Annotated in this window: 17 protein-coding genes; 10 read left to right on the top strand and 7 right to left on the bottom strand. The window is 52.5% G+C overall.

Annotated features, from left to right (window positions below; translation table 11 throughout):
- Positions 1–83: 83 nt before the first annotated feature.
- Positions 84–1,757, bottom strand: a complete 1,674-nt coding sequence (locus ACO2Q8_RS19080) for a sensor histidine kinase (RefSeq protein WP_423346442.1) — start codon at positions 1,755–1,757, stop codon at positions 84–86.
- Positions 1,758–2,165: 408 nt separating this feature from the next.
- On the opposite strand from ACO2Q8_RS19080, the gene clpB reads away from it, so the two are divergent.
- The 3 genes from clpB to ACO2Q8_RS19065 all read left to right on the top strand — a co-directional run bounded on the left by clpB (position 2,166) and on the right by ACO2Q8_RS19065 (position 5,625).
- Positions 2,166–4,811 (top strand): ATP-dependent chaperone ClpB, encoded by a 2,646-nt coding sequence (gene clpB / locus ACO2Q8_RS19075; protein WP_423346441.1) that lies wholly within the window; start codon positions 2,166–2,168, stop codon positions 4,809–4,811.
- A gap of 200 nt (positions 4,812–5,011) precedes the next feature.
- A complete protein-coding gene (locus ACO2Q8_RS19070; protein ID WP_423346440.1) occupies positions 5,012–5,251 on the top strand; it encodes a hypothetical protein in 240 nt (79 codons plus the stop codon).
- On the top strand, positions 5,248–5,625 hold the full coding sequence (locus ACO2Q8_RS19065) for a type II toxin-antitoxin system VapC family toxin (protein ID WP_423346439.1): 378 nt from the start codon (positions 5,248–5,250) through the stop codon (positions 5,623–5,625). Before ACO2Q8_RS19070 ends, ACO2Q8_RS19065 begins: the two co-directional genes overlap by 4 nt.
- Positions 5,626–6,048: 423 nt before the next feature.
- On the opposite strand, the gene tnpA is transcribed toward ACO2Q8_RS19065, so the two are convergent.
- The 3 genes from tnpA to ACO2Q8_RS19050 form a co-directional block, all read right to left on the bottom strand.
- A complete protein-coding gene (tnpA, locus tag ACO2Q8_RS19060) occupies positions 6,049–6,513 on the bottom strand; it encodes an IS200/IS605 family transposase (RefSeq protein WP_423346438.1) in 465 nt (154 codons plus the stop codon).
- Positions 6,514–6,630: 117 nt separating this feature from the next.
- Entirely contained in the window at positions 6,631–7,713 is a 1,083-nt protein-coding gene (locus ACO2Q8_RS19055) for an SDR family NAD(P)-dependent oxidoreductase (RefSeq protein ID WP_423346437.1), read from the bottom strand.
- Positions 7,714–7,795: 82 nt separating this feature from the next.
- Entirely contained in the window at positions 7,796–9,373 is a 1,578-nt protein-coding gene (locus tag ACO2Q8_RS19050) for an alpha-isopropylmalate synthase regulatory domain-containing protein (protein WP_423346436.1), read from the bottom strand.
- 353 nt (positions 9,374–9,726) lie between these two features.
- Here ACO2Q8_RS19050 and ACO2Q8_RS19045 point away from each other — a divergent pair, with 353 nt between their 5' ends.
- From ACO2Q8_RS19045 to ACO2Q8_RS19030, 4 genes are all read left to right on the top strand, one after another.
- On the top strand, positions 9,727–10,122 hold the full coding sequence (locus tag ACO2Q8_RS19045) for a T9SS type A sorting domain-containing protein (protein ID WP_423346435.1): 396 nt from the start codon (positions 9,727–9,729) through the stop codon (positions 10,120–10,122).
- 311 nt (positions 10,123–10,433) lie between these two features.
- The gene (locus ACO2Q8_RS19040; RefSeq protein ID WP_423346434.1) at positions 10,434–13,271 is read left to right on the top strand and encodes a PAS domain S-box protein; all 2,838 of its coding nucleotides are present in this window, start codon (positions 10,434–10,436) and stop codon (positions 13,269–13,271) included.
- Positions 13,272–13,389: 118 nt separating this feature from the next.
- Complete coding sequence (locus tag ACO2Q8_RS19035) at positions 13,390–14,361, top strand: Na/Pi cotransporter family protein (protein WP_423346433.1); 972 nt, start codon at positions 13,390–13,392, stop codon at positions 14,359–14,361.
- A 25-nt stretch (positions 14,362–14,386) separates the two neighbouring features.
- Positions 14,387–16,258 carry an alkaline phosphatase gene (locus ACO2Q8_RS19030; RefSeq protein WP_423346432.1) on the top strand — a complete coding sequence of 624 codons (1,872 nt, stop codon included), beginning with the start codon at positions 14,387–14,389 and terminating at the stop codon, positions 16,256–16,258.
- A gap of 24 nt (positions 16,259–16,282) precedes the next feature.
- On the opposite strand, the gene ACO2Q8_RS19025 is transcribed toward ACO2Q8_RS19030, so the two are convergent.
- Complete coding sequence (locus ACO2Q8_RS19025; RefSeq protein ID WP_423346431.1) at positions 16,283–16,489, bottom strand: helix-hairpin-helix domain-containing protein; 207 nt, start codon at positions 16,487–16,489, stop codon at positions 16,283–16,285.
- Positions 16,490–16,727: 238 nt separating this feature from the next.
- Between ACO2Q8_RS19025 and ACO2Q8_RS19020 the strand changes: the two genes are divergently transcribed.
- The gene (locus ACO2Q8_RS19020; RefSeq protein ID WP_423346430.1) at positions 16,728–17,930 is read left to right on the top strand and encodes an NAD(P)/FAD-dependent oxidoreductase; all 1,203 of its coding nucleotides are present in this window, start codon (positions 16,728–16,730) and stop codon (positions 17,928–17,930) included.
- Here ACO2Q8_RS19020 and ACO2Q8_RS19015 read toward each other — a convergent pair.
- Positions 17,927–18,436 (bottom strand): O-acetyl-ADP-ribose deacetylase, encoded by a 510-nt coding sequence (locus ACO2Q8_RS19015; protein ID WP_423346429.1) that lies wholly within the window; start codon positions 18,434–18,436, stop codon positions 17,927–17,929. The two genes, ACO2Q8_RS19020 and ACO2Q8_RS19015, sit on opposite strands and share 4 nt — an antisense overlap.
- A 335-nt stretch (positions 18,437–18,771) precedes the next feature.
- Positions 18,772–19,917 (bottom strand): redoxin domain-containing protein, encoded by a 1,146-nt coding sequence (locus ACO2Q8_RS19010; RefSeq protein ID WP_423346428.1) that lies wholly within the window; start codon positions 19,915–19,917, stop codon positions 18,772–18,774.
- Between the two features lie 261 nt (positions 19,918–20,178).
- Here ACO2Q8_RS19010 and ACO2Q8_RS19005 point away from each other — a divergent pair, with 261 nt between their 5' ends.
- Positions 20,179–21,654 (top strand): M48 family metalloprotease, encoded by a 1,476-nt coding sequence (locus tag ACO2Q8_RS19005; RefSeq protein WP_423346427.1) that lies wholly within the window; start codon positions 20,179–20,181, stop codon positions 21,652–21,654.
- A 101-nt stretch (positions 21,655–21,755) separates the two neighbouring features.
- Positions 21,756–23,939, top strand: coding sequence for an alpha-galactosidase (locus ACO2Q8_RS19000; protein WP_423346426.1), 2,184 nt, complete (start codon positions 21,756–21,758; stop codon positions 23,937–23,939).
- Positions 23,940–24,056: the final 117 nt, after the last annotated feature.

Genomic DNA, 24,056 nt, shown 5'->3' with positions numbered 1-24,056 from the left:
GGTTTTCGTCGTAAACATCGGAATTGTCCGGATTATTTCATAACAGTCTACTCTTCGTTTTGAGACACCGATGCTCGCTTGAATCATACTTTAAATTTTATCTCGAAAACCGTCCCACCGATGGCGGGATCAGAATCGAAGCGAAAAACGGCATCCAGTTGAACCGCCTGCGCCTGAATCAACGACATTCCGAACGAAGACTTCCGAGACAGCAAGAGCGTATCGGCATGCGATGCCACCAGCGGCTCGGGGCCGCTCAGGCCGGGGCCGTTGTCAGTAACGGTTAATTCGATGCTGTTCTTCGTACGCACACACTGGATTGAATACCGGGGAAAGGCCGTATACGGGAAGGCATACTTGCAGGCATTCGTCGTTAACTCATTCAACAACAACCCCAGCGGAACCGCTTTGTCGGCGTTCAGGTAACCGGCGTTTAGCTCAAAGTCCGGATGGAGATGAAGATAGCCATAGGCCTGAAGAACCCCCTCAACCAGTTCCCGGATAAAGGTATTGACGTTTACTTCGGCCAGCCGGTCGCCATCATACAGTCGCTGGTGGAGGATGGCCATGGACTGGATGCGAAGCTGACTTTCGGCCACGGCTTTTTTGGCCGCCGGGTCCGACAACCGCCGGGATTGCATTTGCAGAAGACTCGATACGACCTGCAAATTATTTTTGACCCGGTGATTTTGCTCCTTGATCAATTCTTCATTCTTCAGGCTTATGCGCTGATTTTTACGGGAAAGCTTGAAAAACAAAAAACTAGCCCCAACAGCCACCAGCGCCAGCGTAGCCAGTGTAATCGTCAGGTATTCCTGGGTTTGCAAAGCAGCTTTCCGAAGGGAGATCTCCTGTTTCTGCGCTTTCAACTGGTGTTCCTTCTTCTGCGTTTGGTATTCCACTTCCAACCGGGCGATGGCTCCCTGGCGGTCGGCCAAAATGGCTGATAATTCAAGGTCATGGGCTTTTTGTGCGTGTTCGAAGGCTTTTTTCCAGTCACCAATAGTCGTGTAGTACGCAATGTAATTCTGCTGAAGATACCGATGCTGAATGTATTCCGTCACCTGAAAACGTTTGTACAAATCGTCGGCCTGTTTTACCATTTCTTTTGCCAGGTCCGGTTTCTTTTGGATAACGTGGATCGAGGCCAGGTTGAGCAGGAGATTGATCTGATCGGGGCGATTTTCCAGACGGGTTTGAATCGCCAGCGCGGTGTCCAGATAGGGTTTAGCCTGCGGACTTTTTTGGGTTTGCCACAGATAAGTGCCTAATGCTGTATTGACAGTGGCAATCGCCAACGGATCGTAAAGCTGATGAGCGATGTGTTGAGCTTTGTTCAAGTAATATAGGGTACTGTCGGTTTTCGACGTACGGGTTTTGGCTAAAACCGGATCGGTCGTGTGCAAATCGGCCAGGGCCAGGTAAGCCCGGATCAGCCCATTCTGGGAACTGATCCGCTGAAAAACGCCCAGCGAAAGCAGGGCAAATCGGCGGGCCTCTTTGGTATGACTTTGCTGGGTTTCGGTAATATACAACCGGTGGTAGAGCCGTCCTAACTCAAACGAGTCGCCGTGGGGTTCGAGCACTCGCAATGAATTCAGCAACCACCGTTGAGCTGTTAAAAAATCACCGGCAGCGTTGTAAATTTTTCCGTACAAATAATACGATTCGGCCAGGAGCCGATAATCATCTTTCTGCTTTGCTACCCGATGAACGGAATCGGCATAGGCTATTTTTTCGGTTTGCTGATTAAGCAAGGAGTTATCAGGATTTAATTGAGACGCCACTGAGTCGATTGGATGAAACAGCAACCACAACCACCAACAACAGAAAAGGTAAAAAATAAGCTTCATAACGTGCATTCACAATATCTACGCAGCAGGGCAACTAAAGTTACAGGAAAGTCTAGAGACTATAAAAGTTTGTTACCAGCTTTAGAGAATTCTGATCAAACCTTACCTTGTGTTAATTCAGCCAACTACCACCAATGTGGCCGTGAACTTACTATTTCTGTGCCAAAATGACGTTTTAAGTTCTTCTTTTCGACGAATAAACGACAATATGTCCGGAAAAAAGACTTGGCCTTTGGTTTGTTATTTCAGGTATGACATTGAAAACCGATACGGGTCCGAAAAGGTTAAAACCGTATCCAACTGCCCACAACCATGAACTTGAATACGTACACCATCAAAGCGCAGGAGGTTATCCAGCAGGCAGCCCAGATTGCGCAGGGAAATCAGCAGCAGACCGTTGAAACCGGGCATGTGCTGAAAGCGATATTGGACGAAGACCCGAATACGATGGGTTTTTTGTCGAAAAAAACCGGTGTCAACGCCAGTCGGCTTACACTGGCGCTGGATGCCATCGTGAACGGATACCCGAAAGTGTCGGTCGGAGCACAGGGTACACCGAATATTTATTTGGGAAATGACCTGAATGCCGCCCTGCAGCGGGCTACGGGTTTCTTGAAAGAGTTTGGCGACGAATACGTCAGCATTGAGCTGATGCTGCTAGGCTTGGCGAGCGGGAAAGACGCCGTCGCCACTTTGCTGAAAGATGTCGGTTTCACCGAGAAAGTTCTGAAAGAAGCGATCAAAGAATTACGCGGAAAAAATAATCCAGTGAAAGATCAAAACGCGGAAGCTAAATACCGTTCGCTCGAACGGTACAGCAAAAACCTGAACGAACTGGCCGAAAAAGGGAAAATCGACCCCGTGATCGGTCGGGATGAAGAAATTCGGCGGGTGTTGCAAATCCTGAGCCGCCGGACCAAGAACAACCCCATGCTGCTGGGCGAACCCGGTGTTGGGAAAACCGCCATTGTAGAGGGGCTGGCGCAGCGGATTGTGCAGGGCGATGTACCGGAAAACCTGAAGTCGAAGATCATTGTGTCGCTCGACATGGGTTTGCTGATCGCCGGGGCTAAATATAAAGGCGAGTTTGAAGAACGGCTGAAAGCGGTAATCAAGGAAGTGACCGATTCGGAAGGCGAAATCATTCTGTTTATTGACGAAATTCACACCCTGATCGGGGCAGGTGCCGGGGGCGGAGAGGGCGCGATGGATGCGGCCAACCTGCTGAAACCGGCCTTGGCTCGCGGGGAACTGCACGCCATCGGGGCCACCACGCTGAAAGAGTACCAGAAGTATATTGAGAAGGACAAAGCCCTCGAACGGCGGTTTCAGGCCGTGATGGTCGATGAACCGGATGTTCAGGACGCCATCTCAATCTTGCGAGGTATTAAGGAAAAATACGAACTGCACCACGGCGTCCGGATCAAGGACGATGCGGTAATTGCCGCTGTCGAACTGTCGAACCGCTACATTTCCGACCGGTTTTTGCCCGACAAAGCCATCGACCTGATGGACGAAGCGGCTTCCAAAATGCGGCTGGAAATTGACTCGGTTCCAGAAGAACTTGATGAACTGAATCGCCGGATCATGCAGTTGGAGATCGAACGCGAAGCCATCCGCCGGGAGTCGGACCGGGAGAAGGAGAGCGTCCTGAACAAGCAGATTGCCGACCTGAACGAGCAGCGCAACAGCCTGAAAGCCCGCTGGGAGGTCGAGAAACAGTCGGTAAATGAGGTTCGGACGTTGAAAGAGCAACTTGACCAGCTCAAGTCGGAAGCCGAGCAGGCCGAACGCTCCGGTGATTATGGCAAAGTGGCCGAGATTCGTTACGGTCGTCTGCCCGAAGTTCAAAAACGGCTGGACGAACTCGTTAAAAAGGAGGGCGACGAACAGAACCTGTTACAGGAAGAAGTGACGTCGGACGATATTGCCGAAGTGGTGGCGAAATGGACCGGGATTCCCGTGAGCCGGATGATGGAATCCGAACGCGAAAAACTGCTTCATCTGGAAGATGAACTGGCCAAACGCGTTGCCGGGCAGGAAGAAGCCATTCAGGTGGTGGCCGATGCTGTGCGCCGGAGCCGCGCCGGGATGCAGGACCCCAAACGACCGATCGGATCGTTCATCTTCCTGGGAACCACGGGGGTCGGCAAAACTGAGCTGGCGAAGGCGCTGGCCGATTACCTGTTCAACGACGAGAACTCGCTGGTGCGGATCGATATGTCCGAGTTCCAGGAGCGTCACGCTGTTAGCCGCCTGATCGGGGCTCCTCCGGGTTATGTTGGTTACGACGAAGGTGGTCAGTTGACCGAAGCCGTGCGCCGAAAACCGTACAGTGTCATTTTGCTGGACGAGATTGAAAAAGCGCACCCGGATGTGTTCAATATCCTGTTGCAGGTGCTCGACGACGGTCGGCTGACCGACAGCAAGGGCCGGGTTGCCAACTTTAAGAATACGATCATCATCATGACCTCGAACATCGGCAGCCACATCATCCGGGAGCGGTTTGCCAACCTGGAAGACTGGAACCGCGAGCAGGTCATCGAGGATACGAAAGACGAGGTGTTCGAGTTGCTGAAACAAACGCTGCGCCCCGAATTTCTGAACCGGATCGACGAGCTAGTAATGTTCCAGCCGCTGACCCAGCGCGAGATTCGCAAGATCGTCAACCTGCAATTCAAACACATTCAGGACCGCTTGTCCGACCAGGGCATCACGATTGAAGCCGATCAGGAAGTGCTCGACAAGCTGGCGAAGGAAGGCTTCGACCCTCAGTTTGGTGCCCGTCCGCTGAAACGGGTCATGCAACGGCGCATCCTGAACGCCCTGTCGAAAGAGATTCTGGCGGGCCGGATTCAGAAAAACGCGATCGTCGGCATGATGCTGAACGAAACGGAGGAAGGCAAAGACGACATCATCTTCTACAACCTGGACAAGGTCGTGCCGGAACTGGATTAATCGAGCAGTTTTCAGTATTCAGTTTACCGTATTCGGTGCTTCGGTGGAATGGCCTTTTGGGCCGATACACCGTAAATCGAATCACGGCTTGTAGACGACAAAGTGAGTAGGGAGTTGGAACGCCCGGTTGCTCCTCGAAGCGGCCGGGCGTTTTTGGTTTCTGTTCGGAATCTGATTACCTTGGTTAAAATTGGATGCCTATGCAAACGTTCGTTGTGGAAGTGCTAAATGAGAAAGCCGTCTCTCTGTTAAAGGACCTCGAAAACCTGGACATTATTCGGTTGATCCCGCAGGAGTCGATGCCAACAAAAACCGCATTAGCTGACCCGGCGGCCGGGCGACTTTCCGAGCAATTCCGGGGTTCTATTTCTCCGGACGTGGCGGCTGACCTTCATCGTCAACTGGAAGAAATGCGGAACGAATGGGAGAGAGGCATTTGATTGATACCAATGCATTCATTGATTATTTTGTCGGATTGATGCCGCCAAACGGTCTGAACTTTATGGACGGTATTTTCAATACCGGGCCGATCATCACATCCGTCATTTGCCAGATTGAGCTATTGGGTTTTCAAATGGCTGAAAACGATTATCAAACGATTCGGAAATTACTTACAGTCGCCGAAATAATCCCATTAGTCGATTTGACTATCATCGAAAAAGCAATTTTGGTGCGCCGGGAAACGAAGCTTAAATTACCTGATGCGGTAATTGCGGCTACAGCCCTAATTCGGGATTTAACTCTTATAAGCCGAAACGAGAAGGATTTTGCGCGTGTCTCGGGCTTAACGTTGCTAAATCCGCATTCACTTTAAACGCAGTTCCATCGTCGGCCTGATGCTGAACGAAACCGACGAGGGCAAAGACGATATTATTTTCTAGAACTTGGATAAGTTCGTGCCGTGAACTGGATTAAAACCGGTGATTACTAAGTGAGTAGAAATTTTAAACGCCCGGTTGCTTGTCGAAGCGGCCGGGCGTTTTTGGTTTTTAGCAGAAGGTCGCGTTAGCGACCCAATGTTTGTAGAAATCGTTGCTGACCACAATCACAAGTCGCATAGCGACGAAACCGTCGTTTGAGATGGTCCTGGTTCGGTCGCTACGCGACCATGACGCTAGGTTCGCCCTGGTTTCTACAAACATTGGGTCGCTAACGCGACGTTTTAGAGCATGAAGTGGTCAGCTTCTTCTACCGTTGGGTCGCAACGCAATATATTTAAAACAAAGAGGTTGCTGTTCTACTCTTCTAGTGGTTTGAACAAATATCGTTCGTCGTAGGACACGTTGAATTTCTGTAGAAATGTGGTGTATTCTTCCAGGAATGTCTTCTGGCGATGGTGTTCTTCCTGATTAATAATGTATTTGACGACCTTGTCAATCTGAGAGTGGCTATATGAGAAAGCGCCATAACCGGCCTGCCACTCAAAACGGCCAGTGACCAACTGTTGGGTGTTAATCCAGCGGGAGGAGTCGCCTTTAAGATCCTGTAAAAGGTTGGAGATCGACTGATTAGGGTTTAACCCCAGAAAAATGTGGACATGGTCGGGCATGCCGTTAATGGCCAGCAATTTATGTCCCTGATTCTGCACAATTCCCGTCATGTAACGGTAGAGGTCTTCTTTCCAGGTGCTGCGGATTAAACCGTGTCTGTTTTTAACTGCAAATATGATGTGCAGATAAATTTGCGTGTAGGTGTTTGGCATCGGACAGAGGAATGGTATGGCCCTACAATAAACGAAAACCCGCCAACAAACCGAGGTCGTTTTACACCACCGGATTTATTGACGGGTTAAATAAGCGAAACGAGATAGCCCCCTCCTTTACGCCAGCGCCGACGCAACGGTTTCCCTCGCCTTAGCGACGACTTCCTTCGCCGTCGAAACCGCATCTTTGACGCTATTCAGACCGCTGATCAGGGAATCTTTGACATCCTCGTAGGTGGCATCGGCACCGGACTTAAGCTTACCGGCCTTGTACCGATACCGGGCTTTGTCGTAAGCACTGCTGTTTGAATACGCCAGCGCGACGGCGGCTCCGGCAATCACAACCGCAGCCAGGCCGATCCCCCAGGCCCAGGCAGCTTTGTGGGTGTTCTCTTCGGCAGGGTGTTCTTTTTTCGGCTCCATGGTCTTGCGCATCATGCCCGCCACCATTTCCTGAGGAGCCATGTAAGCCATGATTTCCTGCGCTTTGTTGCCCAGACCGCCCGGAATAACTTTGTGCGAGCCTTTCATCAGGGCGTTGTAGGCATCTTTGGCCACAACCGCCGGATCGTCCAGGTTCTCCGTTACTTTGGTATTCGAAGCACCGGCTTTGTTAAAGAAATCCGTGTCCGTGGCGTTGGGCAGCAGGGCCGTTACCGTCACCTTCGTATCCTTCAGTTCGTTGACCAGCGATTGCGTGAAGTTGTAAACGTAGGCCTTAGTCGCAGCGTAAACCGCCATCAGCGGCATGGGGGTGATCGATGCCAGCGACGCCAGATTGAGAATTTTACCTTCATTCCGGGCTACCATGTCGTTCAGGAAAAGTTTGGTTAGCAACGTGGTAGTCAGCACGTTGAGGTGAATCAGCGCTTTTTCTTTTTCCCAATCGGTTTCGTTGGCAAACTTGCCGTACAAGCCAACACCGGCATCGTTGACCAGAATATCAACCTTAATATCCTTGGCCTTAACCTGCTCATAAACATCGCGGGCGGCATCTTCTTCCGACAGATCTTTCGTGATCACCACGGTTTCAACGCCGTACTCATCCCAAAACCGGCCACCCAGTTCGTTGAGCTTGTCAGTACTGCGGGCCACCAACACCAGGTTGTACCCATCTTTTGCAAACAAGTTGGCCAGCTCCTGGCCGATTCCACTGGAGGCTCCCGTAATCAGGGCTGTTTTGCTTTCCTTCGTTATCATATCCGTATGCAGGGTTGATTGCTGAGAACCTAACTCCCAAGACGGTCAGATGGTTGGAAAAAAACGACTGATTGACCCATTTTCAGGGACTTTGCAAAACCAGGCGTGTCGACAAATCGACCGTTGCCGGTTTGCTACCGGCATTCATGAGGTTGAGCATTTTCTGCGTAGCCTGGATGGCCGAAACCGTCTGATCGGAGTCGAGACCGCGCGTTTTCACCTCCCGGTTATCGATAATCCAAGTAATGATGGTTTCGCAGAGGGCATCGGTTTTTCCGCCGGGCGGAATCCGGACGGCGTAGTCGGTCAAGACAGGTAAATCGATTTGTTTGCGGGCGTATATCTTCCGCAGGGCGTTCATGAAGGCATCGTACTGGCCATCGCCTTGTGCATTTTCTTCGAATACTTCGTCCCCAATCTTAATCTGTAACGTTGCCGACGGACGCAATCCGCGCGAGTGCGTCAGCACGTAATTCTGAATCACAACGTGCTCTTCAAACAGATTGCTGTCGAGCACATCCGAAATAATGTACGGCAGGTCGTCGGGGGTCACCATCTCCTTACGGTCACCGAGTTCGATAATGCGCTGGGTGACTTTTTTGAGATCTTCGGGCGATAGCTGGAGCCCAAGTTCCTTCAGATTTTTTTCAATGTTGGCTTTACCGGATGTTTTGCCGAGGGCGTACCGCCGTTGCCGACCGAAGCGTTCGGGCATCAGGTCGTTGAAATACAAGTTCTTCTTGTTGTCACCATCGGCGTGTATCCCGGCGGTTTGCGTAAACACATTTTCCCCAACGACCGGTTTGTTGGCCGGAATCCGAAAACCGGAAAACGTCTCGACCAGCTTGCTAACTGCATACAGCGCCTGCTCATCGACGCTGGTTTCAATCTCGGGCATAAAATCGTTTAAAACCGCAATCGCCGACGCCAGCGGAGCATTCCCGGCCCGCTCACCCATGCCATTGACGGTCAGGTGAATACCGTGTGCGCCCGCCCGCACGGCTTCCATAACATTCGCAATGCTCAGGTCGTAGTCGTTGTGGGCATGAAAATCAAAATGCGAAGACGGATAGCGGTCGACGATTTGCTTTACAAATGCATACGACTGTGCGGGCGTGAGTACCCCAAGGGTATCGGGCAGCAAAATGCGTTCGATGGGCAGCGTCGTCAGGAAATCGAGAGACTGAAAGACGTATTCGGGCGAGTTCAGCATGCCGTTGCTCCAGTCTTCCAGGTAGACGTTGCATTGAATGCCGCAGGTCCGCGCCAGCGTAATCACCTTTTCAATATCCGCAAAATGTTCTTCCGGTGTTTTCCGAAGCTGATGGACGAGGTGATTCAGCGAGCCTTTCGTCAGCAGGTTCATGACCTGCGCCCCGGCTTCGAGCATCCAGTTGACGGAGGTGTCGCCATCGACAAAAGCCAGTACTTCAATTTTATCAAGAAAACCGTTGTCGGCTGCCCATTCGGTGATTTTTTTGACGGCGCGAAACTCTCCGTCCGAAACCCGGGCCGAGGCCACTTCGAGCCGGTCAACCCTCACTTCCTGGAGCAACAACTGCGCAATCGTCAATTTTTCGGCAGAGGAAAACGACACGCCCGAGGTTTGCTCGCCATCGCGCAGCGTCGTGTCCATGATTTCAAGGTAACGTCTGGTCATTTTGCGGAATAAAAACAGAATTAGTCGCAAATTTCCGGATTTCTCTTTGGATCACCTACAAATGAGCCGAATATCGTTTGTATCTACTTAAAAATATCAGCCTTCAAGTCCAACCGAACATTTTAGTTTGGGGATTTTGGGATAGGAACACGGATTAGAGGGATCAAATGGATTAAGACGGATAATCCGTTCTAATCCGTGTTCCTATCCCACTCGTTTACCATTCAACCGGTTTTGCGACCGTTAAAGTACTATGTATTGCAAGGTACCTTAAGAGTCGACTACCTTTGACTCATCAAAACGCCACAATGGCAGTAAACAACAAAGAAAAGAACCTGTAAACAACAAATCGTATGAAAACGCTATTCACTTCCGCATTAATTGCCCTGACGTTTGCCGCATCAACTTCATTTGCCACTGACAACAAAGACGAAAAAGCGAAACCCAAATCAACGTTCCAAACGGGAGTTTACCCGATGGCAAACAGCATGAAAGTGGGTGTGAACATCCGCAAGGAAAAAGAAAGCAACGTCAACGTCCGATTGATCGATAGCAACGGCTACACCCTCGCAACAAAACGGCTGCGGAAAGGCAGCGAGTCGGCAAACCTCCGTTTTGATTTGCAACAATTGGCCGATGGGCAGTATACCGTCGAAATCTCGGATGGCTCGATGACTGAAGTAAAAACCGTAAAACTGCAAACGAGCACGCCGGTTGTTGAAACCACCCGCTTAATCAGCATGAACTAAGTAAAATTGCACGGTTTTTGAAATCCGGCTGAAAAGCCGGATTTCTGCGTTTTAACGGAATTTAATCAGATTCAGTAGTTCATTCTGGCGGCTCACGGCATAGTTGTTGCTTGAAAAAGGATGATATTACTGCTATATTGGCAACGCGTTCATTTTTCACTCAACGTAAACGACACGCTCAGCTAATCCGGTTCTAGAGTTACAGCAAGGGGAAATACTCAGGCGGTTTGTTGAAAAACGGTTCGACATGGTAAGTACCTGATTGCGAAGGGAGTAACTTAAGACGGTTTCAGCGATGACAGCCCGACTCTATGATGTCCCCACAAGAAGACCTCGAACGCCGGCTTGCTCTGGAGCGGCAGGCTCGTCAACAGGCAGAGGCCATTCTGGAAGAAAAAGAACGGGAACTTCGGGAGGTGCGTCGACAACTCTACCTGCTGAAAGAAAGTCAATCGGCTACCCAAGATTCGGCCGAAAGCGAAGGTGAGTTTCGGCATTTGGTGGACTCGGTCCAGGACATTATCTTCAAAACCACCCTCGACGGTTTTTTTACCTTCGTGAATCCGGCGGTCGAACAGTGCCTTGGCTACTCAAAATCGGAAATTATCGGTCTCAACTTTGTCAACCTGGTCTTACCTCCTTGGCGGGCCACACTCATCGATTTTTACCAGAAAATGATTCGACAAGGGCTGTCGGGAACGTATACCGAGTTCCCGGTCAGAGCCAAGGATGGTCGTACGGTCTGGATTGGGCAGACCGTTCGCCGAATCGAAGAAGAAGCCGGGCCGGAACTGGTTGCGGTGGCCCGCGACATTACCGAACGGGTCATTAACGACGATGCATTCCGGAGTACGCAGGCCCGGTTAGCCTCGCTCATCGCCAACCTCCAGACCGGTTTGTTGATTGAAGATGAAAACCGTAACGTCGCGCTGGTCAATCAATTGTATTGCGACCTGTTCGGGATCACACTGACTCCCGATGCCCTGATCGGAAAAAAGTACCTGGAATGGGCTAATCCCTCCCCAACGCTCTTCACCGACTCCCAGCTATTCATTCACCAGACGGAGGAGCTTGTTCAGGCCCGGCAAACGGCGGTCAACCAGGTTTTTGAGCTGACCAATGGCCGTGCGCTCAAACGAAATTATTTCCCTATTTTTCTGGAAGGACAGTATCGGGGCCATCTTTGGCAATACAACGATATTACGGAAACATTCCGGACCAATGAAGAAACCCGGAAAAGTGAAGAGAAATACCGGGGCATCATGAACCGGATGGAACTGGGTCTGCTCGAAGTAGATAAAAATCAGGTTATAAAACGCGCCTACGACCGATTTTGCCAAATGGTTGGCTACAACGAGGAGGAACTGATCGGGCAAAGGGCCGACTTGTTGCTGGTGCCGACGGAGTTTAATGAGCATTTGAAAACCCAACAGGAGCACCGGGAAACGGGTGGAGCCAGTTCGTATGAATTGCAATTGATTCGGAAAGACGGTTCGCGGATCTGGGTATTGGTCAGCGGGGCGCCGATCCTGGACGAAACCGGCCAGGTCGTCGGTTCGATGGGTATTCATTACGACATTACCGGTCGAAAAAACCTGGAAGTCGAACTGGCGAAGGCCAAGCAGGTGGCCGAGAGCGCCCGCCATACCGAAAAGCAATTCCTGGCTAACATGAGCCACGAAATTCGGACGCCCCTCAATGCGATCCTGGGCTTTTCAAATCTGCTGGAATCGACAGCGCTGAGCAAAGAACAGAAGGAATTTGTCGATTTTATTCGGACGGCGGGCAAAAACCTGCTGACGATTGTGAACGATATTCTCGATATTTCAAAGATTGAAGCGGGCATGTTGCCCCTCGAAAGCATTCCGTTTTCGATCACCTCGCTGGTCGATTCGATCCGGACGATGCTCGATGCGTCGGCTACGGATAAAAACCTGATGCTGAGCGTCTCGACAGATTCCGACCTCCCCGAAGTGGTGTTGGGTGACCCGACCCGCCTGACGCAGATTTTGCTTAATCTGCTCAGTAACGCCATCAAATTTACCCGTCAGGGCGGGGTCAGCGTACGGATTGAAAAACGGGAGGAAATCGACGGTGAAGTCCGGGTGCGGTTTACGGTTGAAGATACCGGCATCGGTATGGATAGCGCCATCTTGCCCCACATTTTCGAACGCTTCCGACAGGCCAGTGACTTTACCACCCGGTTTTACGGCGGTACCGGTTTGGGGCTGAACATCGTCAAATCGCTCACGGAAATGCAGGGGGGCTGGGTGACGGTGGAAAGCCAGCTTGGGGTAGGATCGCGGTTTACACTCGAAATACCGTACAAAATTGCGCCCCCACAGGTCGATCAAGGCTTAATGACCAGCGAGAACTCCAAAGTTGTCGTTCCGCATGAGGTAAAAATCCTGGTGGTGGAAGATAATGTGATGAATCAACGGCTCGCACTCCAGGTCCTGAACCGGCTGGGGTACACTGCCCAGGTCGCCGAAAATGGGCAGAAAGCACTCGACTGGCTGGAAACCGAAAATGCCGACCTGGTGCTGATGGATATTCAGATGCCGGTGATGGACGGATACACCACAACGTACCACATTCGGAATACGCTGAAGAGCCGGGTTCCGATTGTCGCCATGACGGCTCACGCGCTGGCTAATGAACGCGAACAGTGTTTACAGGCTGGAATGAATGATTTTATACCCAAACCGTTCCAAATCGAAGAATTACAGCGAATCATGCGAAAATACTTGCCTACTGTTCCCACTCCGGGGCAGAGCCATAAGCCTTCATCAACACCCCAACCATCGTTTACCGTCGAGCCGCTGCTGGACGCCGTCGGTGGGGATATGGAATTCGCGCAGGAAATGATGAGTTTGTTCCTGGTGCAGACCCCGACCGAAATTGACCAATTGCGGGAATTTATTCAGGCGGGCGATGTGATGGCCATCAAACGGCTCATTCATACCCAAAAGGCTGTCATCCAGACGTTTGGCCTCACCGAAGCCGCCCGGTTGATCACGACCACCGAAAGTCAGATTGCCGACAAAAAACCAATGGCCGACTTGTTACCGCTCCTGAATCAGTACCTGCAAGTCCTCGAAGCCGAACTTCCCGCGATCCGAAAGGTTCTGGAGAGCCCGGATAAATAAACGCCTTGACGACGCTCATCGGACTATTGCCGGTTTTTTTAACAAAAAGATAACCTTTTCAATCGATCGATTCCGCGCTCCGGGCCGTACCTTCCCTTCCATTTAATCGTTGGACGCGATGCCCTACGTCAAAATTGGATTGCTGGTGCTGGCCGGTCTGGTGCTTTTTTTATTTGCCCTCAACTACCTTTCGGAAGGACTGAAGGCGGTTTCCGGTGAAAAAATGCAGGACTGGCTCCGGAAATTCACCCGAAATGTCGTTTCGGGCGTGCTGACCGGCATGGTGGTTACCACGCTGCTCGACTCTTCCTCGGCGGTTATCATCATGACCATTGCGCTTGTCAATTCAAAGGCGCTGACCTTTCGGCAGGCGGTCGGGATCGTACTGGGTGCCAACATCGGAACCACGTTTTCCAGCGAACTGATCGCGTTCGACATCGGACAGTGGTCGGGTGTACCGATGGCGGTCGGGTTCGGCCTGATGATTCTGGCCCGGCGCGAAGCCCTCGCCCAGTGGGGACAGGTCATACTCGGCTTCGGCATGCTGTTTCTGGGTTTGTTTTTGATGGAAGAAGCCGTCGAACCCCTGAAAAACCTGCCCGCCGTGGTGGAATGGATGAAAGGCCTGGCCGAACCCTGGCGCGGAGCCCTGACCGGTGCGGGCGTGACGGTGTTGCTGCAATCGTCGTCGGCCACCGTGGGTATGTCGGTGGTGCTGGCGGGGCAGGGGTTGCTGACGCTCGAAGCCGGAATTGCCGTCATGATGGGGGCCGAACTGGGTACCTGTGCCGATACGCTGGTCGCGTCGGTCGGCCGAACGAAAGCCGCCGTTCGCACCGGCCTGTTTCACCTGCTTTTCAACCTGACATCAATTGTCGCGGGCTTGTTGCTGATTGAACCCTTTACCGAACTGGTTCACGGGCTGAGTCATTCCGCTCCTCTGGGCCGTCAACTGGCCAATGCCCATGTCCTGTTTAACGTGATTGGGGTGCTAATGGTGCTACCGTTTGCGGCTTCTCTGGCGGGCCTACTCGAACGGTGGATTCCGGATCGGGCTTCTGCAGAACACCAAACCGTTTTATCCCACTGAATTTAGCTGAATCCCACTCCGATTCATGAAAAAGCTTTTTGTTGTTACCGGTATGCTGACCGGTTTTTTATCCCTTTCTTCCCTGGCTCAACCCAAGATGCTCTACACGACCGCACAGGCGCATTCGCACAATGATTACGAACAACAAATTCCATTCTGGCAGGCCTACCACCAAGCGTTTGGTTCGATCGAAGTGGACGTTCATGCCCAAAACGGAACGTTGTATGTAGCGCACGACGCCGGGGATATCGATCCGTCCCGCACCTTCGAAACCCTGTACATTCAACCCCTTGTTCATCAAGTTCAGATCGGTAAGGGGCAGATTTACCCAAAAACCGCTCAGCCGCTTCAACTGCTGGTCGATCTGAAAACCCCCGCTGAACCGACGCTCTCATTGCTGGTGAAAAGCCTTTCCGTTTACCCCGAAGTCTTCGGGACCGGCGGACCGGTTCGGGTGGTCGTCAGCGGCAATGTGCCAAAACCCGACCAGTTTACAAACTACCCGGACTGGCTGCTGTTCGACGGTCGACCGGAGGTGGATTACACAAGTGAGCAATTGAAACACATCGGGCTCATCAGCCAGTCGTTTCTAAACTACACCCGCTGGAACGGCAAGGGGCTGATTGTGAAATCGGAACGGGAAAAGATTCGGGAGGTGATCCGGAAAACGCACGAGCAAGGCAAGAAATTGCGGTTCTGGGCCACACCCGACAACGTAAACACCTGGAAAGCACTGATGAACCTGGGCGTCGATTACATCAATTCCGACCACATCACCGACCTCGCCAACTTTCTGAACAGCCGACCGACGGCCGAATACCGGAACGAACGTGCGCACCCGGTTTACCAGCCCACGTTTCGGAACAACGACAGCCGGAGTCGGGTTAAAAACGTTATTCTGCTCATCGGAGACGGCATGGGACTCGCCCAAATCTACGCCGGAATAACCGCAAACCAGGGCCAGTTGAACCTCACCCAACTGCTGAACATCGGTTTTTCCAGAACTAGTGCGGCTGATACCTACATCACCGATTCGGCGGCCGGAGCGACAGCGATGGCGACGGGGGAGAAAACCAATAACCGTTCCATCGGGGTCGATTCGCTGGGGAAAAAGCGGCCCGCCATTCCAACGCTCATTAAACCCTGGCAGATGGTCAGCGGGTTGATCAGCGCCGGAAGTATCACCGATGCCACCCCGGCTGCGTTTTATGGTAACCAGCCCGACCGGTCGTTCGAGCGGGAAATTGCCGCTGATTTTTTGCAAAATCCGGTTGAAATTCTGATTGGCGGGGGCTACCGGTTTTTTCAGGAAGAAAAAGTCCTCGACACCCTGCGGCAACGTGGATATGGTGTAGGCAACCAGTTCGACCAACTGGAAACGCTGAAAGCTCCTTTCGTTTTGCTCGACGATCAGGCCGTGGTTTCGGTCGGGCAGGGCCGAAAGGATTTTCTGACCACCAGCCTTCGCAAGTCGCTCACGGAACTGGGCCGCAATCCGAACGGGTTTTTCGTAATGGCCGAGGGGGCTCAGATCGATTACGGGGGCCACGCCAACGATGTCCGGTATGTGGTGCAGGAGATGCTCGATTTTGACAAAGCCGTGGGCGAGGCCCTGAGGTTTGCCGACCAGAACGGCGAGACGCTCGTGGTTGTGACGGCCGACCACGAAACCGGCGGGCTGACGCTGCTCGATGGTGATCTGAAGCGGGGGTACGTGGATGGGCATTTCAGTACGAACGACCATACGGGCGTTATGGTGCCGGTTTTCGCCTATGGGCCACACTCGCTCGACTTCCGGGGCGTGTACGAAAATACCGTCATTCACCACAAGATCATGACCATTTTGCGCCAGTATCACCGCCAGCCCCGGGCGCTTCAGAGCGCGGTCGCGCATTGAGCAACTGCCTGGAAATGATATAATTTAGGTCCTGGGCGGAGAGGCAAAGGAGAGATTTTGCTCGGCCAGGGCTGTTTTGAGGACTTGCAGTGCTTTTTTCCCAATGCCATGCAACTGCAAAAATTCTTTTTCCGAATACTGCGCCAGTTGCTCCAGCGTGTGGATGCCCGCTCCAGCCAGCGCGCGTTGGGTGGGTTTCGCTAGTTTTTCGAGCGGAAGAGGACGAGCCATTAGTGGTCGAATTTAGGAGTTCAATGACCGTAAATGTAGCGTGAAAAACCGGGTTCGAGAGGGGAGAAGGCGACAAAGGGAGGGTGTTTTGCGCCAAAATAGACCACCTGTTTTGGTAAAATTCAGTAAACTGCCTGAATGCCAAAACCGTGTGCCTGTACACAGCGTTAACCTTCGGAAAGAGCAATGGCGAAAAGGATAGAACAATTTTTGCCAATTGTCTTTTTATTCACCAATCATGAACGTCCACTCGAAAGAACCTTTTTGGCTGTTGAAAAACGGCCTGATGAATCCGTATCCATCCTTACGCAAACCCCTCACCTGTGAGGTGCTGGTGGTGGGGGGCGGCATTACCGGCGCACTTATGGCTTATCACCTCGTTCAGGCCGGTTTTGACACCGTTGTGATCGACAAGCGCAACGTCGCTACGGGGAGTACGGCCGCCAGCACTGCCATGCTCCAGTACGAAATTGACACGGCGCTGCACGATCTGATCCCGATGATCGGCGAAGAGGGAGCCGTTCGAGCGTACCGGTCTTGCCTGGAAGCCATTGGAAAAATCGACCGGCTGGTGAAAACCGTGAAAAGTCGGTCCGGATTCCGCAAGAAAAAAAGTCTGTATGTGGCGGCCCGGCCCGATGACGAGGATTTTCTTCGTCAGGAGTACGAAACCCGGCGTCAGCACGGGTTTCGGGTCGAATGGTTCAACCGGCCGAGCCTGAGCAAACGGTTTGGGCTGGCAGCCAATGCCGCCATTTGTTCGTCCGACGCGGCTGAAATCGATGCTTACCATTTCGCGCATGATCTGCTTCAGGCTGCTGCTGAAAAAGGCGTTAAGATTTTCGATCACGTGGAAATTCAGTCGACCGACTACGATCCGAACGGCGTTCGGGTTCTGACCACGGATCTGGCGCAGATCGATGCCCGGCATGTTGTGTACTGCACCGGGTATGAGTCGCAGGAAATGTTGCCCAACAAGGTAGTGAACCTCAAAAGCACGTTTGCTATCGTCAGCGAACCCATACCGGAGCTTCCGGCGGCTCTGCGGACAATGCTCTTGTGGGACACTCAAAAACCGTATCTCTACCTGCGGACGACGGACGATAACCGGATTCTGGTGGGCGGTGGTGACGAACCGTTCAAAAATGCGGTTTTACGTGACCAGCTCATCGACAAAAAACAGGAGATGCTAACTGAGCAGGTACGCGAATTGTACCCGGATTTACCCTTCATCCCCGATTTGGCCTGGGCCGGAACCTTCGGCGAGACGAAAGACGGCTTGCCGTATATCGGAGAGCACCCAGACTTTCCGCACAGTTATTTTGCCCTCGGTTTTGGCGGCAACGGCATCACGTTCAGCGTAACAGCCGCTGAATTAATTCGCGATCGGTTGCAGGGAAAACCGGCTGACGAACTGCACTGGTACCGATTCGGCCGCTAATCCGTTTCGGCTAGTTTTTGCCCATAAAGCTGGTAATTTTCTTCATCAAAACACACAAACGTAACCTGACGGATGGACGTGGTTTCGTTCGTCAGGTAACTTTGGACAGTATCTATGGCGATCTCACAGGCTTTTTCTTTCGGAAAACCGTACACACCGGTACTGATATTGGGAAAGGCTATGGTATGCAGGCCCTGTTCGGTCGCGATTTCCAACGCCCGGCGGTAGCAGCTTGCCAGAAGGCCCGGTTCATCCAGATAACCACCCCGCCAGATTGGTCCGACCGCGTGGATTACGAACCGGGCTGGTAGCCGGTAGCCTTTGGTCAGCTTGGCGTCGCCGGTGGAACAGCCGTTCAACGCCCGGCACGCTTCGAGGAGTTCGGGTCCGGCCGCACGATGAATCGCGCCATCGACCCCGCCCCCGCCGAGCAGGCTCGAGTTGGCGGCATTGACAATCGCATCAACCGATAGTTGGGTAATATCACCCTGAATAACCTGTATCATCTGGATTAACGTGAATTAAGGACTATTCTCTGGTTAAGTTTTTGACATTAAGCGCCTAATGAACTAGGCGATGAGATTTGTACTGCCAACTGAACGGTCCAACTCATGCCCCTTTGTCCTTGCGCCAGGCAATATCGCCGACAACAATGGGGCGTTATGGAAAGCTTTATTCACTGCTATAGGGAGCCAATGCTTTGGCAACCGAGGGTGTTTGAACAGGTTGGTTACCGAGTTCGATCAGCAGGGCATACCGTTTGTTCCCCAACTTCGTCGCAAGATGAAGAGTACCCTGCTGGCCGAACTTACATAGACTAAACGGGGCCGACCCGGAGGCACTATTGAATCAGTTCCTGAATTTTCTTCGCCAGTTCCGCGCCCCGCAGGTTGCGGGCAATGATTTTGCCGCTGGGATCGAGCAAGAAATTGGCCGGGATGCTGTTGATGCCGTATTGTTGGGCAACCGCGTTTTTCCAGCCTTTCAGGTCGCTGACGTGCGCCCAGGTGAGGTTGTCTTTCCGGACCGCGTTCAGCCAGTTTTGCCGGTTATTGTCGAGCGAAACGGAAAATATGGTAAAATTTTTGTCCTTAAAGGTAGCGTAAGTTTGCACGAGGTTCGGATTCTCCTCCCGGCACGGACCGCACCAACTTGCCCAGAAATCGATCAGCACATATTTCCCTTTAAATGATGAGAGCTTGATCTCCTTTCCAAGGGAGTCGGTCTGTGAAAAATCAGGCGCTATTTTACCTACATTCAGGCGATTCATAATGTCGATCTGTTGCCGGAAAAACTTTGCCTGCATCGACTGGCCGATTTCCCGCGTTTCCAGAAAGGTCAGCATGCTGTCGGCACCGGCCAGATCGTTCAGGCTCATCAACAAGCCTACTACATTCACACTGGCCGCGTTGTCGGGGTGATCTGAAATGAACTTCTTGAAACGAACCTGATCCTGCCGGACGGCTTCGTCGCGCTCCCGAACGGCCTGTTCCATAGCGAGGGCGTTGTTGGTGGCCCGGGCACTGGCGTACTTCGTTTCGGATCGTTTGTACCGGTTGACAATGGCGGTGTCGGTCATCATTTTTTCCAGTTGCTGCCGAAGGGCTTCCTCTTTAGAGCCCGTAATTCGAATGGCCCAAAGGGAATCGGCGTTGCCCGTTATGCGGATAGGGGAGTTTTCGAGATAGAAAAACTGCCGACCCGGTTTTCCTTCTACGCTGAGACCGAAAAAGGCGACCTCGTCGAGTTTGCCTTTAAATGAAAACTGTCCTTTGGCATTGGCCGTCGTCGTGTCGGAATGCTGTTTGGTTTTATAGAAAGAGTTTTCGGTTAAAATCACCTTTCGATTGGCCGCATTTTTCAACGAACCGCTGATCGTATAGCCACTCCCTGGAGCGGGGCCAGCGTTTTTTTTGACGGAAGCGGATTGGGAAAATCCTTCCGAAGCCAGAAGCGATAACAACGTACAGGCGACAACGAACTTCATAAGTCAGGTGTTTGTGAAACCGAATTTACATAAAAAAACAGGATACACTTCGGGAAGTGTAGGTGCATATTTTCGGGTTCGTCGTGAATTTACATGGCAGAAAACTCTAATTTACCGCCTGAAGAATTCCCTGCAAACAAAATGGGGGGGATTTCCGGTTTTAGTGAAAACCGGTTTTCGGAGGAAGGAGGACTAAAACCGGTCACTAACGGTTGCCCAAAACCGCGTTGAATCAGTCAACTCCTGAAAATCCATCTCGTCATGCACATGAATCGTACGTTCACCCGACTGCTTTTATGGAGCGCCTTGCTCAGCTTTTCCGCCTGTTCCCGCAACCCGGTTACCGGAAAACGCGAATTATCGCTGATGTCGACCGAGCAGGAAATCGCCATCGGTAAAGAATCCCATCCTTCGGTTGTTACCAGCATGGGGCTGTATGAAGATAAGAGGTTAAATGAGTTTATTAACGAAAAAGGCAAGGCAATGGCGCGGATTTCGCACCGGCCGGATCTGCCGTACCAGTTTTACATTGTCGATTCACCCGTTGTCAATGCCTTTGCCGTTCCGGGCGGTTACGTTTATTTCACCCGGGGCATCATGGCCCATTTCAATAACGAAGCCGAGTTTGCCGGTGTCCTGGGGCACGAAATCGGGCACATCACAGCTCGCCATTCCGCCCGCCAGCAAACCAGCCAGTTGCTCGGCACGCTCGGCATGATCGGTGGGGCTATTCTGGTGCCGCAACTTGGGCAGAACATCGAAGCGTTGCAGCAGGGCCTGGGGCTTTTTCTGTTGAAATACAGCCGCGATCATGAATCGGAATCGGATAAAATCGGGGTGGAATATTCGAGCAAAATCGGCTACGACGCCAAGCAGATGGCGAATTTCTTCGGAACCATCAAGCGGATTTCGGATAATGCCGGGCAAGTCGTGCCGACGTTTATGTCGACGCACCCCGACCCGGGCGACCGCAATGCCAAGGTGAAGCAAATGGCGACAGCCTACCAGCAACAAAATCAGGGGAACTTCAAAGTCGAACGGGAGCGGTACCTGCGGATGATCGACGGGCTTCTGTACGGTGAAGACCCCCGGCAGGGTTTTGTCGAGAACGATGTATTTTACCATCCCGAACTGCGGTTTCAGTTTCCGGTTCCCAAAGGCTGGCAGCACCAGAATTCACCTTCCCAGTTCCAGATGGCGCCCAAAGACGGCAAATCGGCCATGATTCTGATGCTGGCGAAAGGTAAATCGCTCGACGAAGCCGCGCAAACGCTGGTGCAGCAACTGAGCCTAAACGTTCTGGAAAACGCAAAGACGACCATCAACGGCAATCCAGCGTATGTGCTCATCTCCCAGCAAAAACAACAGCAGCAACAGGGCCAACCCCAACAACAGCAGGACCCGCGCAGCACGCTTCAGATCGGTACCTGGCTGATTCAGTATAACAACGCCATTTACGCCCTGCACGGGCTGTCGGCTGCAAGCGATTTTCAGGCCGCCTTTCGGACCTTCAAACCCGTTGCCGAAAGTTTTCGGGCGCTGACCGATTCGGAGAAAATCAATCGTAAAGCCGACCGTGTCCTGGTCCGGGAAGTTCCTCGGGCCGGAACGTTCCGCGAGGTCATGGGCAGTTTGGGGATGCCCGCCAGTCGGCTGGAGGAACTCGGCGTTCTCAACAGCCTGCGTCCGGACGATAAACTGGAAAAAGGAAGTCTGATCAAAATCATCGGCAAATAGCCCAAAACCGGATCGGAGACGTAGTAAAGGTCAGGCAGGAATGATTGGCAGGGTGCTAAAAAACGGCTAAATTTCCCGCCTGACCCGAAACCGTCCGTCCGATGTTCTTCAAAAACTGGCTACCTGTCTGTTTACTGGCCACCTCTTCGTTGGCTCAACCTTTACCGGCTTACCAACCCACGGCAGTTAAAGGCGACTGGCTGCTAGCGCCGGTTGTCCAGAAAGCGGGTGTTTTTCAGGCCAATCAGGGCCGGGAACTGGTACTAGCGAATGGACTCATTCTTCGGCGATTTCGCGTGCAGCCCAATCTGGCCACCATTGATTACCGGAATCTGACGACGAATGAGCAGTTTATCCGGTCGGTGAAGCCCGAAGCCCTGGTGGTGCTGGACGGGCAGAAATACCGGGTCGGTGGGCTGGAGGGGCAGACTGAACATGCGTACCTGAAAGAAGAATGGGTCGATGGCTTTACGGCCAATCCGGCTGACTTTCAGTACCAAGGCTTTCGGGTATCGGCTCTCAAACCGGCCGTTACCTGGCAGCCCCGGACCTGGACGATGAATCCAAAACAACCGGCCGGGCAGGAACTGAGCCTGACGTTCGTGTCGAAGCAACCGGCCCTGCAGGGCGTGGAGGTGGTGGTGCATTATGCCCAGTACGACGGCATTCCGACCCTTTGCAAATGGGTGACAATCGCAAACAAAACCGGTCGGACGCTACGCATCAACCAGGTTGTCAGCGAGGTGCTGGCGACGCCGGAAGAGGAGTCGGCGGTGGTGGGCAAGCCCGACCAGATGAAAAAACCGCAGCGGATTTATGTCGAAAACAACTTTGCGTTCAACAACGCCATGCGGTACGAGTTGTCGGACCAGGCCAGCCACTGGAAAACCGACTCGCTTTATACCTCGCAGGTTAACTACAATTTCGAAACACCCTGTTTGCTGGAAGTGTACCCCACAGCAGGCGTCGGGATCGACCTCGAACCGAATCAGACCTACACCTCCATCCGCTCGTATGAACTGCTGCTGGATTCGTACGACCGGGAGCGGAATGGCCTGGCCCGGCGGAAGTTTTACCGAACCATCGCACCCTGGACGACCCAGAATCCGATCTTTATGCACCTGGTCAGTACCGACCCGGCGGTGGTTCGGAACGTAATCGACCAGTGCGCCGAAACCGGGTACGAGATGGTCATCCTGAGCTTCGGCAGCGGTCTGAACATGGAAGACGTGAGTCCGGAAAACATTCGGAAGTTTAAAGAACTGGCCGATTATGCGCATTCCAAAAAGATTCTGCTCGGTGGTTACTCGCTCTTCAGCAGCCGCCGGATCGACGACGAAACCGACGTGATTGACCCGAAAACCGGCTTGCCCGACAAGGGCGCTTTTTTCGGTCATGCACCTTGTCTGGCCAGCGCCTGGGGCCTGGCGTATCAGGACAAGCTGAAGAAATTTATCACCGAAACCGGTTTTGATTTGCTGGAACACGACGGCCCGTATCCGGGCGATGTCTGTGCATCCGTCAAGCACCCCGGCCACAAAGGCCTGCATGATTCGCAGTGGGTGCAGATGGAAATGCAGAAGGGGTTGTACCGGTTTCTGAACGAAAAGGGCGTGTACATCAACGCGCCCGACTGGTATTTTCTGGATGGCACGCATAAGATTGCGCTCGGCTACCGGGAAGTGAATTTTTCCCTCTCTCGCGACCAGCAGAAGCTGCTCAACCGGCAGAATATTTACGACGGAACCTGGGAAAAAACGCCGTCGATGGGCTGGGGATTTGTGCCGCTGACCAAGTACCAGGGCGGAGGCCCCGAGGCCGTGCTCGAACCGCTCAGCGAACACCTGGGCGACTACGAACAACTGATGATGCAGTATTACGGGGCCGGGATTCAGGCCTGTTACCGGGGGCCACGGCTGTATGATACCGAAGCCACGCAGCAGACCGTCCGCCGGGTGATTGATTGGTACAAACGGTACCGGCTCATTCTCAATTCCGACCTGATTCACCTCCGCCGACCCGATGGCCGGGATTGGGATGGTATGCTGCACGTCAATCCGGCTTTGCCCGAAAAAGGTCTGGCGATGCTCTACAACCCGTTGAAAACCAGTATTAGACGAACCATCAAATTGCCCCTGTATTACACAGGCTTACAGGAAACCGCTTCAATTCGCGTGGGCGAGGGAAAGCCCCAAAAATACCCGCTGAACCGCAATTACGAAGTGGAATTGACCGTAGAACTGGGCCCGGAAAGCTACCAGTGGTTAGTCATCGAGGGGCCGTAAATCGCGGAATGAGCTGGCTTTGTATAGAAATAGTTATAAAATAGACTAGTTTTCTTATTTAAGGTTTTTGCTATATTTTTCGGAGAATATGTTGATAGTTTGGTGATTAACATATAC

Origin of the sequence: Larkinella sp. VNQ87, from assembly GCF_049445795.1 — a bacterium.
Taxonomy (GTDB): Bacteria; Bacteroidota; Bacteroidia; order Cytophagales; family Spirosomataceae; genus Larkinella.
This window is presented reverse-complemented; position numbering and strand designations above follow the sequence as displayed.

What these genes read in the sequence shown, in the direction of transcription:
- tnpA (WP_423346438.1), bottom strand. Translation starts at nt 6,513, where the DNA reads ATGCCAAACACCTACACGCAAATTTATCTGCACATCATATTTGCAGTT.
- ACO2Q8_RS19040 (WP_423346434.1), top strand. Translation starts at nt 10,434, where the DNA reads ATGATGTCCCCACAAGAAGACCTCGAACGCCGGCTTGCTCTGGAGCGG.
- ACO2Q8_RS19020 (WP_423346430.1), top strand. Translation starts at nt 16,728, where the DNA reads ATGAACGTCCACTCGAAAGAACCTTTTTGGCTGTTGAAAAACGGCCTG.
- ACO2Q8_RS19005 (WP_423346427.1), top strand. Translation starts at nt 20,179, where the DNA reads ATGCACATGAATCGTACGTTCACCCGACTGCTTTTATGGAGCGCCTTG.
- ACO2Q8_RS19070 (WP_423346440.1), top strand. Translation starts at nt 5,012, where the DNA reads ATGCAAACGTTCGTTGTGGAAGTGCTAAATGAGAAAGCCGTCTCTCTG.
- ACO2Q8_RS19030 (WP_423346432.1), top strand. Translation starts at nt 14,387, where the DNA reads ATGAAAAAGCTTTTTGTTGTTACCGGTATGCTGACCGGTTTTTTATCC.
- ACO2Q8_RS19045 (WP_423346435.1), top strand. Translation starts at nt 9,727, where the DNA reads ATGAAAACGCTATTCACTTCCGCATTAATTGCCCTGACGTTTGCCGCA.
- clpB (WP_423346441.1), top strand. Translation starts at nt 2,166, where the DNA reads ATGAACTTGAATACGTACACCATCAAAGCGCAGGAGGTTATCCAGCAG.
- ACO2Q8_RS19035 (WP_423346433.1), top strand. Translation starts at nt 13,390, where the DNA reads ATGCCCTACGTCAAAATTGGATTGCTGGTGCTGGCCGGTCTGGTGCTT.
- ACO2Q8_RS19055 (WP_423346437.1), bottom strand. Translation starts at nt 7,713, where the DNA reads ATGATAACGAAGGAAAGCAAAACAGCCCTGATTACGGGAGCCTCCAGT.
- ACO2Q8_RS19050 (WP_423346436.1), bottom strand. Translation starts at nt 9,373, where the DNA reads ATGACCAGACGTTACCTTGAAATCATGGACACGACGCTGCGCGATGGC.
- ACO2Q8_RS19025 (WP_423346431.1), bottom strand. Translation starts at nt 16,489, where the DNA reads ATGGCTCGTCCTCTTCCGCTCGAAAAACTAGCGAAACCCACCCAACGC.
- ACO2Q8_RS19000 (WP_423346426.1), top strand. Translation starts at nt 21,756, where the DNA reads ATGTTCTTCAAAAACTGGCTACCTGTCTGTTTACTGGCCACCTCTTCG.
- ACO2Q8_RS19010 (WP_423346428.1), bottom strand. Translation starts at nt 19,917, where the DNA reads ATGAAGTTCGTTGTCGCCTGTACGTTGTTATCGCTTCTGGCTTCGGAA.
- ACO2Q8_RS19015 (WP_423346429.1), bottom strand. Translation starts at nt 18,436, where the DNA reads ATGATACAGGTTATTCAGGGTGATATTACCCAACTATCGGTTGATGCG.